Annotated in this window: 14 protein-coding genes; 5 read left to right on the top strand and 9 right to left on the bottom strand. The window is 40.5% G+C overall.

The genetic code is table 11. The features are described from left to right. Positions 1-282: 282 nt before the first annotated feature. The 3 genes from A3H37_02265 (at position 283) to A3H37_02255 (ending at position 5,815) form a co-directional block, all read left to right on the top strand. Positions 283-2,076, top strand: a complete 1,794-nt coding sequence (locus A3H37_02265; GenBank protein OGL50687.1) for an elongation factor 4 — start codon at positions 283-285, stop codon at positions 2,074-2,076. A gap of 445 nt (positions 2,077-2,521) precedes the next feature. After that, on the top strand, positions 2,522-3,130 hold the full coding sequence (locus tag A3H37_02260) for a signal peptidase I (GenBank protein OGL50689.1): 609 nt from the start codon (positions 2,522-2,524) through the stop codon (positions 3,128-3,130). Positions 3,131-3,193: 63 nt separating this feature from the next. Further along, a complete protein-coding gene (locus tag A3H37_02255) occupies positions 3,194-5,815 on the top strand; it encodes a DNA mismatch repair protein MutS (protein ID OGL50686.1) in 2,622 nt (873 codons plus the stop codon). A gap of 15 nt (positions 5,816-5,830) precedes the next feature. On the opposite strand, the gene A3H37_02250 is transcribed toward A3H37_02255, so the two are convergent. The 9 genes from A3H37_02250 to A3H37_02210 all read right to left on the bottom strand — a co-directional run bounded on the left by A3H37_02250 (position 5,831) and on the right by A3H37_02210 (position 12,494). Next, a complete protein-coding gene (locus tag A3H37_02250; protein ID OGL50685.1) occupies positions 5,831-6,967 on the bottom strand; it encodes a hypothetical protein in 1,137 nt (378 codons plus the stop codon). A gap of 114 nt (positions 6,968-7,081) precedes the next feature. Next, positions 7,082-7,414, bottom strand: a complete 333-nt coding sequence (locus A3H37_02245; protein OGL50684.1) for a hypothetical protein — start codon at positions 7,412-7,414, stop codon at positions 7,082-7,084. A 40-nt stretch (positions 7,415-7,454) separates the two neighbouring features. Further along, positions 7,455-8,030, bottom strand: a complete 576-nt coding sequence (locus A3H37_02240; GenBank protein OGL50683.1) for a hypothetical protein — start codon at positions 8,028-8,030, stop codon at positions 7,455-7,457. Positions 8,031-8,070: 40 nt separating this feature from the next. Then, positions 8,071-8,319 carry a hypothetical protein gene (locus tag A3H37_02235; GenBank protein OGL50682.1) on the bottom strand — a complete coding sequence of 83 codons (249 nt, stop codon included), beginning with the start codon at positions 8,317-8,319 and terminating at the stop codon, positions 8,071-8,073. A 154-nt stretch (positions 8,320-8,473) separates the two neighbouring features. Then, positions 8,474-8,941 (bottom strand): hypothetical protein, encoded by a 468-nt coding sequence (locus A3H37_02230; protein ID OGL50681.1) that lies wholly within the window; start codon positions 8,939-8,941, stop codon positions 8,474-8,476. Further along, positions 8,892-9,089 carry a hypothetical protein gene (locus A3H37_02225; protein ID OGL50680.1) on the bottom strand — a complete coding sequence of 66 codons (198 nt, stop codon included), beginning with the start codon at positions 9,087-9,089 and terminating at the stop codon, positions 8,892-8,894. The genes A3H37_02230 and A3H37_02225 overlap by 50 nt, the downstream gene beginning before the upstream one ends. A 152-nt stretch (positions 9,090-9,241) precedes the next feature. After that, positions 9,242-9,919, bottom strand: coding sequence for a hypothetical protein (locus tag A3H37_02220; GenBank protein OGL50679.1), 678 nt, complete (start codon positions 9,917-9,919; stop codon positions 9,242-9,244). A gap of 119 nt (positions 9,920-10,038) precedes the next feature. Beyond that, positions 10,039-11,412, bottom strand: a complete 1,374-nt coding sequence (locus A3H37_02215; GenBank protein ID OGL50678.1) for an adenosylmethionine--8-amino-7-oxononanoate transaminase — start codon at positions 11,410-11,412, stop codon at positions 10,039-10,041. 101 nt (positions 11,413-11,513) lie between these two features. Then, entirely contained in the window at positions 11,514-12,494 is a 981-nt protein-coding gene (locus A3H37_02210) for a biotin synthase BioB (protein OGL50688.1), read from the bottom strand. Between the two features lie 275 nt (positions 12,495-12,769). Between A3H37_02210 and A3H37_02205 the strand changes: the two genes are divergently transcribed. Both A3H37_02205 and A3H37_02200 read left to right on the top strand, forming a co-directional pair. Beyond that, complete coding sequence (locus A3H37_02205) at positions 12,770-13,099, top strand: hypothetical protein (protein OGL50677.1); 330 nt, start codon at positions 12,770-12,772, stop codon at positions 13,097-13,099. Positions 13,100-13,763: 664 nt separating this feature from the next. Next, the gene (locus A3H37_02200) at positions 13,764-15,593 is read left to right on the top strand and encodes an aldehyde ferredoxin oxidoreductase (GenBank protein OGL50676.1); all 1,830 of its coding nucleotides are present in this window, start codon (positions 13,764-13,766) and stop codon (positions 15,591-15,593) included. Positions 15,594-15,841 lie beyond the last annotated feature (248 nt).

Here is a 15,841-nt window from a genome sequence, read left to right as displayed (position 1 = left end):
CATCCTTCCCTCCTGTCTTTTCAACAGGATATTCTACTGACATTTTCACTTGGCTGTTACACTGACATTTTCATGTGGCTACCACGAAATAAAGTTTTTTCATTGACGAAAGTTTTTTCATTAATTATAAAAAGCCATGGAAAATAAATAAACATTAAATTCTAAATTCAAAATCCTAAATAATGTTAAAAATTCAAATGTTTTAAGTTTTTTAGAATTTTGAGCATTAGAATTTAGAATTTGTAGTTTTCAGGGCTTAAATTTTTAACATTATTAGGGAATATGGATTCTTCATTAATCAGAAATTTTTCAATCATTGCCCATATTGACCACGGGAAATCAACCCTGGCAGACCGGCTTCTTGAAATGACAGGCGCGCTCTCGCAGAGGGAGATGCTTGACCAGGTGCTTGATGACATGGATCTTGAAAGAGAGCGGGGCATAACAATTAAAGCCCATGCTGTAAGGCTCAACTATAAAGCAGATGATGGAAATACATATATCTTAAATCTAATTGATACTCCGGGGCACGTGGATTTCACCTATGAAGTCTCGCGAAGCCTTGCAAGCTGCGAAGGAGCTCTTGTTATAATTGACGCCTCGCAGGGGGTTGAAGCCCAGACTCTGGCAAATGTGTATCTTGCAATGGATAACGAACTTGCAATGATTCCAATAATTAACAAAATTGACCTTCCGAGTGCAGATATTGAAAGAGTAAAAACCCAGATAGAGGATATTTTAGGATTTGATTCCAATGAAGCCCTTCTTGTAAGCGCAAAAGAAGGGATAGGAATCAAGGATGTTCTTGAAGCAATTGTCAAAAGAATCCCTCTTCCAAAAGGGGATATAAATAAACCGCTTAAGGCTTTAATCTTTGACTCCTGGTTTGATCCTTACCAGGGAGCTGTTGTCTTAACAAGGGTTATTGATGGTGAGGTCAGGAAAGGTGATAAGATTCTTTTAATGTCAAACAACAAGGAGTATGAAGTTTCTCAAATTGGCACTCTCACCCCAAAGCCTGTGGACCTTCCCTCTCTTTCTTCCGGAGAAGTAGGATTCATTACTGCAGGAATAAAAAAGATTTCTGATACAAAGATAGGGGATACAGTAACCTCTGCAATAAAACCCACAAAAGAGCCCTTCCCCGGATATAAGGAAGTAAAATCCATGGTGTTTTCAGGGCTATACACTATTATCAGCGATGACTACCAGAATTTAAGAGAGGCGCTTGAAAAGCTGAGGCTCAATGATTCAGCCTTTACTTATGAGCCTGAATCTTCTCTTGCCCTTGGCTTTGGCTTCAGGTGCGGCTTCCTTGGGCTTCTTCATATGGAAATCATCAGGGAAAGGCTTGAGAGGGAATACGGTCTCTCGCTGATTACTACAGCGCCTACTGTTATCTATAAAGTCACGAAAACTGATGGAAGCTTAATTGATGTGGACAACCCTTCAAAACTCCCTTCCCAGCAATTAACAGTAAAAATAGAGGAGCCAATAATTTCTGCAAACATATTAACGCCAAATGAATATGTTGGAGACATTCTGCAGCTGTGTCAGGATAAAAGAGGCATACAGAAAGAGATTCGGTACTTGGATGAAAGAAGAGTGATGATATCCTATGAGCTGCCATTTAATGAAATTGCCCTTGATTTTTACGATAAGCTAAAGTCCATAAGCAAGGGATATGCTTCATTTGATTACAACTTCTTATGCTACAGGGAAGCAAACCTTGTCAAACTTGATATACTTCTCAACGGTGAAGCTGTTGATGCCCTTTCCCTGATTGTGCATAAAGACAAAGCCTATTACAAGGGAAGGGACCTGACTGAAAAGATGAGGGAAATTATCCCACGACAGATGTTTGAAGTGGCAATACAGGCAGCAATAGGAAGCAAGATAATAGCAAGAGAAACTGTAAAGGCTTTGAGAAAAAATGTTACCGCAAAATGCTATGGAGGAGATATTACAAGAAAAAGAAAACTTCTCGAAAAGCAGAAAGAGGGCAAAAAAAGGATGAAACAGATAGGAAAGGTTGAAATCCCTCAGGAAGCCTTTATGGCAATACTGCAGATATAGTTTTTCACTGTTTTAATTCTCAGGAGTTTTTTTAGGTAGCTACTTTTTATGTCATTCCCACGAAAGCGGGGAGTGGAAACCGCTACGAGTCTTTGGTTCACAGAAAGGGATGAAAATAATCAGGCGAGACCTGCCTGCCGGCAGGCAGGCGCCTGTCCTAAGAAATTTTTTGATCAATGACAGATGATGAAATCTAAATTGCTTGAAGGAAATTCATTAAAAAACAATAGAGGTAAAAATGTGGAAAATTAAGAGAAATATCAGGAAGGCTAATAAGATCATAGAAAGGTCAAAAAAAGAGATAGCTCGTATTGAGGATAAAATAGATACCAAGGATCTGAAAAGGTTTGAAACCTGCTGCAAAAACCTTGAAACCGCTGTCCAGAAGGAAAATTTATCTGATATAAAGAAATACTCCTATGATTTGCTGGAAATCGCAAGAGATATCCAGCATTCAATTAAGTCTGTATTGAGGGAATACGCCGAGGCAATAATAATTGCACTGATTCTTGCGCTTACAATACGGACATATGTTGTGCAGGCTTTTAAAATTCCCTCAGGCTCAATGCTCGATACACTCCAGATAGGAGACCACATACTGGTCAATAAGTTTATCTACTGGTTCACTGACCCCAAAAGACAGGATGTTATAGTCTTCAGATATCCTGTAGATGAAACGAGGGATTTTATTAAAAGAGTTATTGCCATGGGAGGAGACAGAATAAAAAGCAGGAATAAAAATATTTTCTTAAACCATAAAAAAACCTATGAACCATATGTAATCCACAAGGACTCGTTTATCTTCAAGAAAGACTCAAATGCTGTCTTGGGAGATGAAGGGCTGAGGGATAATTTTGGACCCATAAACGTCCCGGAAGGGTCGTACTTTGTAATGGGTGATAACAGGGACAGAAGCCTTGACAGCAGATTCTGGAAATTTGTTGACAGGGAAAAGATAAAAGGGAAAGCCTTTATGATATACTGGTCGTGGCATAAAAATACTTCATTAATGAATAAAGTCCGCTGGGAGAGAATAGGGCGGCTGATACATTAGAACAACAAGATTCCCTTGGCGCTTGAACTTTGATATTTGGATTTAATTGCTTAAGGTTTTTCTATGGACAATCTCACCCCGATGATGGAACAATATCACCGGATTAAAAGCCAGCATCAGGATGCAATTCTTTTTTTCCGCATTGGTGACTTTTACGAGATGTTTTTTGATGATGCAAAGGTTGCATCAAAAGCGCTGCAGATTACCCTAACAACAAGGGGAAAACATATCGGAGAAGATATTCCCCTGTGCGGCATACCTTACCATGCTGTTAACTCCTATCTGCATAAACTTATCAATCAAGGATTCAAGGTAGCCATATGTGACCAGGTTGAAGACCCCAAAAAAACTAAAAAAATTGTCAAACGTGAGGTTGTAAGGGTTGTAACCCCGGGAACAGTCATTGATACTGCACTGCTTAACCCTAAAACCAACAGCTTCATCCTCTCTCTTGCAACGAGCATGGAAAAAATAGGAATAGCTGTAATAGATGTAACAACAGGGGAATTTATGGTTGAAGAGATTGAAAGGACCAACAGCCTTTCAAGGCTTGAAGCAGAGATATCGCGGTTCTCTCCCAAAGAAATCCTTCTTCGGAAAAACACAGAAGAAGCTTTTACAGAAAAGCTTAAAACCATGTTCAGCCCTCAGCTTTTTCTTACATTCTATGATGACTGGACATTTGACTACGGAAATGCAAGAAGACTTCTGCTTGATAAATTCAGAGTAACCTCCCTTGAAGGATTCGGGTGCGAAGAACTTAAAACCTCAATCTCAGCCGCTGGTGCCCTTATCCATTATTTGAAAGAGACTCAGAAAAATCCGCTTGAACATATCAATAAAATATCCCTGTTTAACCGTGGCGATTACATGGTTCTTGATAAAACCACACAGGCGAATCTTGAACTGACACAAACAATAAGAGAAGGGATTAAGGAAGAATCCCTGCTTGGAGTATTAGACCATACCAGAACCTGCATGGGAGCAAGAACTCTGAGAAAATGGCTTCTCCATCCTTTATTAAAAACTGACGGGATAAGGGCACGGCAGGAAAGCGTTGAAGAGCTTTTAAAGGAATTCTGCCTGAGAGATTCTCTCCGGGAGTTAATGGGAAAGCTCTATGACCTTGAAAGGCTTGGAGGCAGGGTCAGCCTTCAGACAGCAAATGCAAGAGACCTTTTGGCTTTAAAGGAATCCCTTTCAATCCTGCCAGAGATAAAAAAGTTTACTGACAAATTCAAATCAGGGTTTTTAAGCTCTGTGGCTTCCGGCTTTGATGATTTGCAGGACATCTTTTTTCTTCTTGATTCATCCATAAAAGATTTCCCTCCGCTGGTTTTAAAGGAAGGCGGGATTATCAAAACCGGTTACAGCAAGGAGCTTGACGAGTTAAGAGAGATAAAGGGAAACGCCACTTCGTGGCTTGCAGCCCTTGAAATAAGGGAAAAAGAGAGAACAGGAATAAGCTCTTTAAAGGTGAGGTTCAATAAAATCTTCGGATATTACATAGAGGTTACAAAGACTAACCTGCGCCTTGTTCCTCCTGACTATATAAGAAAACAGACCATCGCAACAGGAGAGAGATTTATTACTGAGGAGCTGAGGGATTATGAATCAAGAATTTTAGGCGCTGAAGAAAAGATTAATGAGCTTGAATTTGAACTCTTTGCACAAATCAGAGATAAAGTAGCTTGTGAAATTAACAGAATCAAGGAAACATCAGACAAAATCGCCCTTCTTGATGTTCTGGCAAATCTTGCAGAGGTTGCTTACAGGAATAATTATATAAAACCTGAAATAGAGGATGATGGAATTATAAGCATAAAGGATGGAAGGCATCCTGTTCTTGAAAGCCTGTACCCAGAGGAAAGATTTATTCCGAATGATACCTGTCTTGATTCAGAGGAGAACAAGGTAATAATAATCACAGGTCCCAATATGGCAGGAAAATCAACCTACATGAGACAGGTAGCGCTGATTGTGATTCTTGCCCAGACGGGAAGTTTCATTCCTGCAAAAGAAGCACACATTGGAATAGTTGACAGGATATTCACCCGCGTTGGAGCTGCTGACAACCTTGTAAAAGGGCAAAGCACTTTTATGGTTGAAATGCAGGAGACTGCAAATATCCTGAACAATGCAACTTCAAAAAGCCTTATACTCCTTGATGAAATAGGAAGAGGCACAAGCACCTTTGACGGTTTAAGCATTGCTTGGGCAGTGGCAGAATATATCCATGACAAAAACCGTATTGGCGCAAAAACGCTCTTTGCAACCCATTACCACGAACTCACAGAACTTGCTTCAACCCTTCCGGCAGTCAAAAACTTCAACATCGCAGTAAAAGAATGGAACGATGAAATTATTTTTCTGAGAAAGATTGTTGAAGGCGGAGCTGACAAAAGCTATGGTATTCAGGTTGCAAGGCTTGCAGGGCTTCCAAGGGAAGTGATTGAAAGAGCAAAAGAGGTGCTTGCAAATCTTGAAGAGAAAGAATTTGACCAAGGTGGGAAACCAGTTATTGCCCATTCAAAAAAAGAAAACACCCTCTCTGTTAATGACCAGCTTTCTCTCTTCACCCACCCGCCAAACCCTGTAATTGAAGAGCTTAAGAAAATTGATATCTCTTCCTTAACCCCGCTTGAAGCATTAAACAAACTTGATGAACTGAAGAAGAAGATTTAAAGAACTATTCACTGTTCACTTTGTCGGCAATACCTTAAACGCTTTGACATTGCTAATCTTGCCATTTGAAGATTTAACTTTTACTAAAACAGTTTTTCCCAATTTCCCAACTTTAATATTTGGAACTTTTACAGAAATGCTTTGATTGCTCCAAACAGAAACCTCTGCGCTTTTGATTCCAAACAAAACCTCTCCTCCTTCATCACAGAAATTCTTGCCAGTAATGGTTATAACATTCCCGGGCTTTCCTTTTAACTTGCTGAGTTTTGTAATTGAAGGCTTATCACTGCCACAGGGGCTTTTAATTACAAACCCGCCGAGCATTTTCCCTGTTCCATCTGCGTTTGTTACACTCACATCTCTTGCGCCTGCAACGGCAGAAGAATCTATCGTGATATTTGCGGTTACCTGAGTATCGCTATCCACATTGAAGCTGTTTACTGTAATCCCTAAACCAAAGCTTACTTCTGTAGCCCCGGTAAAATTTGTCCCAGTTATAGTAACATCAAAGCTCCCGCTCTGAACTCCTGAGGCGGGGCTAACAGAAATAACCAAATGACCAAATGACCCAGATTGTCCAGCGCGCACAGGCCAAACATAGTTATAGCCGCCGTCCTTACCGTTGTAGTACATGTAGCCATCGTACATATCGACGAACCACGCGTAGTAGGTACTGTCGGCGTAAGTAGAGGACGACCAGTAGTAGTCTGACTGCACATTTGTAAAAGGATTACCTGTTGGCAATGCAGGCTCATGATTTGAATAGTCAATCAGGCTTTGAAGCTCTTTTTTGTTTGGAAGTCGCCAGTCATGGTAGTCGGCTAATCCACTTCCACTATTAAGAGACGCTATATAATTAAGAGCATTCTGCCATGTCATGTAGCCATCAGGAAGATTTGCATTCTTTGACCACATAAGCCCTGTTAGGTTGTCTGTTACTGTTCCATTACTGTTATCAGTAAACCTTGGATTGGACCATGCAACTCCTCTTTCTAAATCACCGTCATCTCCTGTTGTATAGCTCGTGGTTTGTCCTGTCTTTGGAAGCTCGATTGTCCCTGCAATGACAATGGAGGACATGAATAAAATAAGTAACAGTGACAAAATAAATGAAATTCGTTTAGGTATATTTGTGTCTCCTTTATATTTCATGGTTATATAATCCTTAATGTCATGCTACATAATTTTTCTCATTGCTGGTTATTTTCATCTCTGGTAAACGTTCTTTAATTTTTCCAACATATCTATCTGTTTCTCTGACAATAATTATAGACAGCCCTTTTTCTGTTTGCTCAAATTTATCACTTCTTCCGCTGCATATTTAAAAGAATTAAAACTCTTGAATGCCTTTACCTCTTTACATATCCTGACAGTTACCTTGAGTTCTTCAATAGTATCCCGGAGTGTACAAAGTGTTAAATATTTTTCTCTTTCAGAATTTGCCCGGATAATAAGCCTCACAACTTCACGGGATAGATTCCTCAAGTCTGTCCCAAGCGTATATTTGTGATACCTTGAAAAGCCTCTAACTATGTTTTCAATATATATGGATATATCCATTGCCTTCTTATATATTGGCAGATGTTCATATTGTGCCATTTTAAAAATTTTTCAAATTACCAAATTTCCAAATTACCTACTACTGTCCAGCGCGCACAGGCCAAACATAGTCATCGTAGTAGCCCTTAATGAAGTAGTACATGCTGCCACTGCCCATATTGACGTCCCACGCGCGGTTTGTATTGTAGGCGCTAGTAGAGGACGACCAGTAGTAGAATGACTGCACATTAGTAAAGCCCTGTGTATTAAGCCATGTGGCTGTGTCTGGCACATCAGCATTTACAAGGCTTTCAAGTTCGTTCACATTTGGGAGACGCCAGTCTGTGTGACCAGCAAAATTTAAATTGTTGCAATAATCGAGTGCCTTAGACCATCTTCGAGTAGTGCTGTCAGGAGATTTTACCCACATCAGCCCTGTAAGGTTGTCTGTTACTGTTCCATTCCCATTGTCAGCAAAACGCGGACTGGGCCATCCAATGCCTGCCTGAATCTCTCCATCCTGCCCTGTGCCTGTGCAGGGAATCTCTGTGCCTGATTTGTTGTAGCACTTTGTCTGCCCTGTCTGTGGAAGCTGGATTGTGGCAGCGAGCGAAACACCGGAAATGATGAAAAAAATAATCGCTGTTGAGAGAAAAAATGAAATTCGTTTAAGCATGCTAATCCTCCTTAAAAATTTGTTATTTTATAAATTTTCTCTAAATTCTTAACTCTATTTTCCGTAGGGACAGCCCTTGTGGCTGTCCGTGCTTATAGGCAGAGCAAGGCTCTGCAGCTACATCAGATTGGACAGGGGCAAGCCCTGTCCCTGCAAAAAAACAAAAAACCCTCGCAGTTCCATCTCTCAGAAACATACGAGGGTTTTTAGAAATAATATATTTTAGGGATTTTAAATCTGTCTGTCTGTCTGTCTCTGCAAGAAGTATGCCATTTTTGCTCCTTAACATGAACAGGATTTATTTCTGTTCCTTGCAAAGAAAATCAAATAGTAAACTTATTTTGAAACAATCTTATTGCTTGCAGTGTGTTATTTTTGACCTAACTATAACAGCTTTAATTTTTTTGTCAAGAAATTCTTTGGAGTTTCTGGTTTGAAACTTTCTATTTCTTTCTTGGTCTTTTTGCAATCAATAAAATATCAATATCTGCTTTATCCTGCTTCCGTTTTAAGGCTTGTTTATTCCTTATCAATTCATCCAATCCAATGAAGCAAACTCTTTCTTCTCCGTACATCCCTGTTTTCCTATTTTTCCATACCTTATCAAAAGCACACCCTTCAATTGAAGTAATAATATCTATTCTTACTGGCTCATATCCGAGCTGTATAATCTTTCCTTTCCGATTGAAATCTTCAATAGAAAGCTTTAAGGTTTCAAAACCAAATTCGTTAAGCGCTTCCAATATATTGTGAGCATTTTTTTCAGAAGGTTCCACAAAGATGTCAATATCTTTCGTGTATCGAGGAACTGCATAAAAGGCAACAGCAAAGGCACCGACTATACAATACCTTACTCTGTGTTTATTGAATAATCTTAATAACTCTTCGTAATCCTTTTCTATTTTTGCCATATTTCAAATTTTTTATCTTAAAGGCAATTTCTCTTAAAAACTGCATGGTCTCCAGCCTTTCCAAAGAAGACATAGAAAGGTAATAATTAATATCAAACTGATTTGCAGCTTTAAAAGATGATGATTTATTAATCCAGATTCTTTTCATTTTTAACTCATAATAAATTTAGTATAGAGTTTAACTTTATACTGAACTTTTTTTCTTTTTAAAATTTTCATATTAAAATATAGATGAATAATCAGATAGTTGCAATTAAAATATTGAAACCTAAAACTCTTTTATAAAAAACTATTCACTGTTCACTGACCACTATTCACTTTTCCCTTACACTCCCTCACACAAACCCCGCAGATATAGACTCCGATTCCTCTCTCCTTTGAAAACTCCTTCAGCTTCTCAGTGCATTTTGCCTTATCATACTCTTCCATAGTAATCGCCTGTGCAGGGCAAGCTTCAATGCATTTTTTGCATTCCTTGCAATCAATCTCAAGTGGTTTATTTGCCTCAAGGGGAAGGTCAGTTAGAATCGTTACATACCTCACCTTTGCACCATGCTCAGGATTTACAAGAAGGCTTGACCTTCCAATAAAACCAAGCCCTGCAAATTTTGCCACAAGCTTGTGTGAAAGATGTCCCAATTGGTTCTCCCAGTCAATTGTCTGCGATGCAGGTATTGGAAAGGCATTAAAACCATTATCCTGAATAAATTTCACAACCTTTAAGGCTACTTGGTCAAGCCTGTAATTTACAGCCTTGTAGTGATGCTTGTAGATAAGAGTAGGCTTGTCAATAATCCCATCCAAAATTGACTCTGACAAATGAAAGCCAAAGGAAATACCAAAGGAAAGGTCTTTTGCAACATTTTCTATTGAAGAATGAAAGGTCTGCCTTATCCCGCCAAGGTCAGCTACACCAAAAAGGCTCATATCCTCGCGAAGTGCTATCTCTTTTAAATCATCATAATTTTTCTTTTCCATAGGAGTTTGATTATTATTAAAAAATTTTCTTTATGTCAAACGAGATTGCTTCGCTTTGCTCGCAATGACAAAGAGGGATCTTTCTGTCTCCATGCTCCATGCAAAAACCCCTTTGCCGCCTAACTCACAGCCTTAATCGCTTCATATGTCACATCAACAAGCTGTCTGAGTTCGTTTTGGGATATAGAGAGCGGTGGCATCAGGACAATCACATTCCCAAGGGGCCGCAGGATTACACCCCTTTTTCTTGCCTCCATTATTACCTTAACCCCGATTTTTTCCTCCAGTGGATAATATTCTTTTGAGGCTTTGTTTTTTACAAGCTCAATTCCTGTAATAAACCCGCACTGGCGGATATCACCAACACCGGGCAGTTCATAAAAACTCTGGAGTCTTTCCTTGAGATATGAAATCTTCACCTGAAGATTATCCAATACTTTTTCATCTTCAAAGATTTTTAAAGAGGCTAATGCTGCAGCGCAGGCAAGTGGGTTTCCTGTGTATGTGTGGCCATGAAAGAAAGTTTTTAATTCTCTGTATTCTCCTAAAAAAGCATTGTATATCTCTTTTGTAGTAATAGTTACTGCCAGAGGCAGGTAGCCTCCTGTTATCCCCTTTGCAACAGCCATAATATCAGGAGCTATTTTTTCATGCTCGCAGGCAAACATTTTGCCTGTCCTTCCAAACCCTGTTGCCACCTCATCAGTTATCATCAGTACATTATATTTTGTGCAGAGCTCTCTTGCCTTTTTCAGATACCCCTTCGGAAAGACAATCATACCCCCTGCTGCCTGAACCATTGGCTCAATTATTAAAGCCGCAATTTCAGAGCTGTTATTTTTTAAAATTTCTTCTAAATCCTTAGCGCAGAAAAGTTTGCAATCAGGATAGCTCAATCCATCTTCGCATCTGTAACAATAAGGGGATTTGGCTTTAAATGTCCTGAAGAGCAACGGGCTGTAGATATTATGGAACAGGTCTATCCCTCCAACGCTTACCGCGCCGAGAGTATCTCCGTGATAGGCGTTTTTTAAAGAAGCAAACCTTGTTTTGCTTTTATATTTTTCTCCCTTCTGCTGCCAGTACTGGAAGGCAATTTTTAAGCTTATCTCAACTGCCGTAGAGCCGTTATCAGAAAAAAAAACTTTTTCTAATCCTTGAGGCACTATCTGGATAAGTTTTTTTGCTAAGTTTATTGCCGGAGTATTTGCAAGTCCGAGAAGTGTTGAATGGGAGATTTTTTTTATCTGCCTGATGATTGCATCATCAATCTCTTTTTTCCTGTGGCCATGTGTTGTTACCCACAGGGATGAAACACCATCAATATATGAATTCCCGTAAATGTCTTTTAAATAAACCCCCTCTCCTTCTTCAATAATAAGAGGCTTCTCTTCAATATATTCCTTCATCTGGGTAAAAGGGTGCCAGATATGCTGTTTGTCATCACTTTCAAGTTCAGCTTTATTATTTATTTTTTCTTTATTTACAGACATCTTCTCCTTTTCCCTGTTTTATTGAAAACTTGTTTAAAAACCTGTTGAAACATCTCCTTAAAACCTGTTAATAACAGCTCTAATATCTTGTTGAAAAAGTATCATTTTGTCGCTTCAAGCTCTAAATCCTTAATCATCTGCATATCTTCTTGCGCTGCCCTTCCCTTTGTTGTCAGGTAATTGCCAAGCATTGTTCCGTTAGCGCCTGCAACAAACATAAAAGACTGCAAATCACGCAGGTTGATTTCCCTTCCCCCACAGATGATTATATCCTTCTGCTGCAGAATAAAGCGATAAACTGCAATGGTCTTTAATATTTCAAGCGGTTTCATTGGAGGCATGTTTTCAAGAGGTGTTCCGGGAATCGGGTTTAAAAAATTCATTGGTATGCAGTCAACATCAAGCTCTCTTAAAGTAAAAGCCAGTTCAACTCTTTGTTGCAGTGTCTCTCCCATTCCAAAAATTCCTCCTGAACAGACCCTGAAGCCAGTCTTTTTGGCAATCCTTACTGTTTCAACGCTTTCTCTATAGGAATGGGTTGAGCAGATATTCTTAAAAAAGCTTTCAGATGTTTCAAGATTATGATGGTAATTTTCAAGCCCTGCTTTTTTAAACCTTAAAGCTGTATCAATATCTAAAAACCCAAGCGAAGCACACACAGGGATTTGCAGGGTTTCATTGAATTTAGAAAAAGTTTCCTCAAGGCGCGATATCTCCTTTTCCTCTTCTACGCCTCTCCCGCTTGTTACAATTGAAAACTCCGTAGCACCATATTTAAAAGCCTCCTTTGCGCTGTTAACTATTTCATCAGCAGAAAGCAAAGGGTAGGAATTAATATTTGTCTGATAATGAACAGACTGGGAACAAAATGCACAGTCCTCAGAACATCCTCCGCATTTTGCATTGACAATGGAGCAGAATATGATTTTTCCCTTTTTATATGTATGCCTTATCCAGTTGGCGCAAGCCAAAAGGTCAAAGATTTGGGGTCCGTCCAGTTTAATTAATTCCAGTGCTTCCTCAAAGTAGATTTCGCCTCCTGAGAGCACTTTGTTTTTTAATTTAAAGCAAAAGTCTTTCACCTTTATTCCACTCCCTTGCAATCTTAATTTTTACCTGCTTATCAAAAATGTCCAGTTTCTTCAAGATTATAATATAAAGAAAACCTCTCCCTTGCCCCTTGATTCATTCTTAGAGCAGAGCTTTGCTCTACAGCTACAGGATTCTTTTACCGAACTCCGCAGGCTACCTTGCCTGCTGACACTTTTTGAATAACGGGAACTTATTGACTTTTTAAATAATTTCAATATATTAAAGAAACTTTATACACTAAATTTTCTTTTAAGGAGATAATCTGATGAAAAGCTCGGGCAATTTAAAATACTTTTTATTTCTTTTTCTGTTGCTGCCTTTACTCATTGCTTGCGAAAAGCCTCCCAAGGAAAGAATTGAAGAGGATTTTAAATCACTCCAAAAAATTAACCCGACAACAAACCTTCCAAGGACTGAATGGGAACTTAGCAAGTCTTCAGGTTACTGGATTCAGAGGATTTATAAAGAAGAGGGGGCTTTCAAGGTTGAAATTAAGTTAAAAAAATCCTATTACAAAAAAGAAAATATAAGAATGTATTATAGAAAAGAACCTGACGGAAAATGGAAATTTGCAGGTTGGGAATTTTTCAGATAGTAAGTAGGTAAAGGGGTCAAGAGGTTGAGGGTTGATATTTTTGCTTCAAGTTTCAAGTTAGCTGAGAGCTGAAAGCTGACAGCTATTGAGCGATTAGTAATTTTCCTATTTACAAAACAGGAAAAATGCATATTTTGAAAAATAGATGGTTGGATAAAAGCTATGCCCTTAGTTTTATATAAAATAGATGCAAATGTTACCTGCTTAAGATGCGGGAACACCATGATTGCAAGGGATGGGAAAGGGAGAGAGTCTTCTCTTTTTTGTTACAAGTGTGGTTATCGCATCTACTACTATACCATCGTGCGCGAGATGGAAAGAAATGGCATAAAGATTCTAACCTGCCTCAAGTGCGATATAGACTTTTTCTCTCCTGAAACCGCAGCCTTTTACTGCCCAAGATGTAAAGGGTAAATTAACCTATTGATATTGGATTTACACGACCCCAAAAAGCCAGTAGGACAGGCGAGACCTGCCTACCGCAGGCAGGCGCCTGTCCTACGAAGGCTGAGAAAACTCTGTTTCTCAGAAGCCTCTTACAATTTCTTGACATCTGATAAAGGGTTAAGTATTTATTCGATAAATTTTTAAAAGGATTCATTTCAGATAACAATGCTCTATATACAGAAGAGCAGAGCAATAAAAAAATATAAAGAGGTGTACAATGCACGGATGGAGAGGACGGGTTTTAAGAGTAAATCTTACCACTGGCACACTAAAAGAAGAGAGACTTGATCCAAAAGTTGCAAAGGACTATATTGGAGGCAGAGGGCTTGGCATATATTATCTGAACAAAGAACTGGACCCACGCATTGAGCCCTTTTCCACTGAAAATATGATGATAATGGCTGTGGGACCCCTGACAGGAACAAGAGTTCCAACAGGTGCGCGTTATATGATAATGACAAAATCTCCACTCACCGGTTCCGTAACGTGTTCAAATTCAGGGGGAAAATTCCCAAAGGAGATGAAAAAGTCCGGCTTTGACGCCTTCATATTCACGGGCCGCTCCGAGAAGCCGGTATATCTCTGGGTTAGCAATGGAAAATATGAACTTCGCTCCGCAAGCCACTTGTGGGGTAAGACCGTGAACGAAACAACGGACATTTTAAATGGCGAAACATCACCCGAGGCAAAGGTTGCTTGCATCGGCCCTGCCGGTGAACGGCTTGTGCTCTTTGCCGCAGTGATGAATGACAAGGACAGGTCGGCTGCGCGCTCGGGTGTGGGGGCCGTGATGGGTTCAAAGAACCTGAAGGCCGTCGTGGTCCGCGGCGAAGGGGACATTTCCCTCTATGACGGGGAGGGATTCAATAAACTCCGAGCAGGAGCCCTTAGCAAATTCAAGGAGGCGAACAAGGATTCCCCGCCTGTGCTTCGCGTGTACGGCACTTCCTACGCAGTGGGCTCAAACCAGAAGGTTGGAATACTCCCCACAAAGAATTTTCAGCAGAGCATATGGGAGAAGTGGGAAAAGGTAAGCAGCCAGACCATGGTAGACAATTTCCTTGAAAAACCGAAATACTGTGCCGATTGCCCGATTGGCTGCGGCAGGGGAACAAGGGTTAAAGATCCTGAATTTGAGGGAGAGGGAGAGGGGCCCGAATACGAAACGATTTACGCTTTCGGTCCCGATTGCCTGAACGACAACCTTGCGGCAGTGATTAAGGCAAACTATATCTGTAATGACCTTGGAATGGATACAATTTCCATGGGCTCGGCCATTGCCTGCGCCATGGAACTCTATGACAGGGGGTATTTGCCGGAAAAAGATATTGGACAACCACTGAAATGGGGCGATGCGAAGGCCATTGTTGAATTCACCAGAAAAACCGGGTACAGGGAAGGTTTTGGGGATATACTGGCACAGGGCAGCTACAGGATGGCAGAGCAATACGGGCACCCCGAGCTTGCTATGGTATCAAAGAAACAGGATCTGGCCGGATACCATCCGCAGGGAATCCAGGGCATGGGGCTTGCCTATGCCACCTCGCCCATCGGAGCATCACATATGAGAGCCCAGACAGCCTACTTCGAGGTCTTCGGCGTGCCAACAATAGTTGATCCCCAGGAATGGAAAGGCAAGCCCAGGCTTGTTAAGATACATCAGGATATGTCATCAGTGATAGATTCCTCTGGGGTGTGCTACTTCTTTGCGATCCGCTATTACGTGCGGCCCGTGCTGGAGGTAACGCCCGAGGGGTTCTGCAACTTTCTGAATGCGGCTACCGGCGCAGGATACACGGTCGAGGAAGTTGAAAAGGCGGGCGAGCGGATTTTCAATGCCGAGAGGCAGTTCATGGTGAAGGCAGGCTTTTCGCGAAAGGATGATACGCTACCGGACCGCCTTCTAAAAGATCCAATGCCCGAGGGCCCGTCCAAAGGGCTTGTGGTTCACCTTGATGAAATGTTAAATGAGTATTACAAACTGCGGGGATGGGACCAGAACGGCATTCCCACAAAGGAAAAACTCAGGGAACTTGGGCTTGAGTAAATAGTGTACTTGTTTCATTAAACAGTTTGCAGTGGTATTGTCATTGCGAGGAGCGTAGTGATGAAGCAATCCCCCCTTTCCTCCCCCTTTAGAAAAGGGGGATAGAGGGGGATTTGAGATTGCTTCGCTATCGCTCGCAATGACAGGCGGTAACAAAGGGCTTTTGTGATATGAAAGTACAGGTCCATCTATTTGCAAATCTTGTGAAGTATGCTCCTGAAGGCAGGAACCCCTTTTTCGTGGAACTT

It is taken from the genome of Candidatus Schekmanbacteria bacterium RIFCSPLOWO2_02_FULL_38_14 (genome assembly GCA_001790855.1).
Classification (GTDB): Bacteria; Schekmanbacteria; GWA2-38-11; order GWA2-38-11; family GWA2-38-11; genus 2-02-FULL-38-14-A.
This window is presented reverse-complemented; position numbering and strand designations above follow the sequence as displayed.

Excerpts from the sequence above, each read along its gene's own strand:
- A3H37_02265 (OGL50687.1), top strand. The coding sequence starts at position 283 with ATGGATTCTTCATTAATCAGAAATTTTTCAATCATTGCCCATATTGAC.
- A3H37_02255 (OGL50686.1), top strand. The coding sequence starts at position 3,194 with ATGGACAATCTCACCCCGATGATGGAACAATATCACCGGATTAAAAGC.
- A3H37_02250 (OGL50685.1), bottom strand. The coding sequence starts at position 6,967 with ATGAAATATAAAGGAGACACAAATATACCTAAACGAATTTCATTTATT.
- A3H37_02245 (OGL50684.1), bottom strand. The coding sequence starts at position 7,414 with ATGGCACAATATGAACATCTGCCAATATATAAGAAGGCAATGGATATA.
- A3H37_02240 (OGL50683.1), bottom strand. The coding sequence starts at position 8,030 with ATGCTTAAACGAATTTCATTTTTTCTCTCAACAGCGATTATTTTTTTC.
- A3H37_02235 (OGL50682.1), bottom strand. The coding sequence starts at position 8,319 with ATGTTAAGGAGCAAAAATGGCATACTTCTTGCAGAGACAGACAGACAG.
- A3H37_02230 (OGL50681.1), bottom strand. The coding sequence starts at position 8,941 with ATGGCAAAAATAGAAAAGGATTACGAAGAGTTATTAAGATTATTCAAT.
- A3H37_02225 (OGL50680.1), bottom strand. The coding sequence starts at position 9,089 with ATGAAAAGAATCTGGATTAATAAATCATCATCTTTTAAAGCTGCAAAT.
- A3H37_02220 (OGL50679.1), bottom strand. The coding sequence starts at position 9,919 with ATGGAAAAGAAAAATTATGATGATTTAAAAGAGATAGCACTTCGCGAG.
- A3H37_02215 (OGL50678.1), bottom strand. The coding sequence starts at position 11,412 with ATGTCTGTAAATAAAGAAAAAATAAATAATAAAGCTGAACTTGAAAGT.
- A3H37_02205 (OGL50677.1), top strand. The coding sequence starts at position 12,770 with ATGAAAAGCTCGGGCAATTTAAAATACTTTTTATTTCTTTTTCTGTTG.
- A3H37_02200 (OGL50676.1), top strand. The coding sequence starts at position 13,764 with ATGCACGGATGGAGAGGACGGGTTTTAAGAGTAAATCTTACCACTGGC.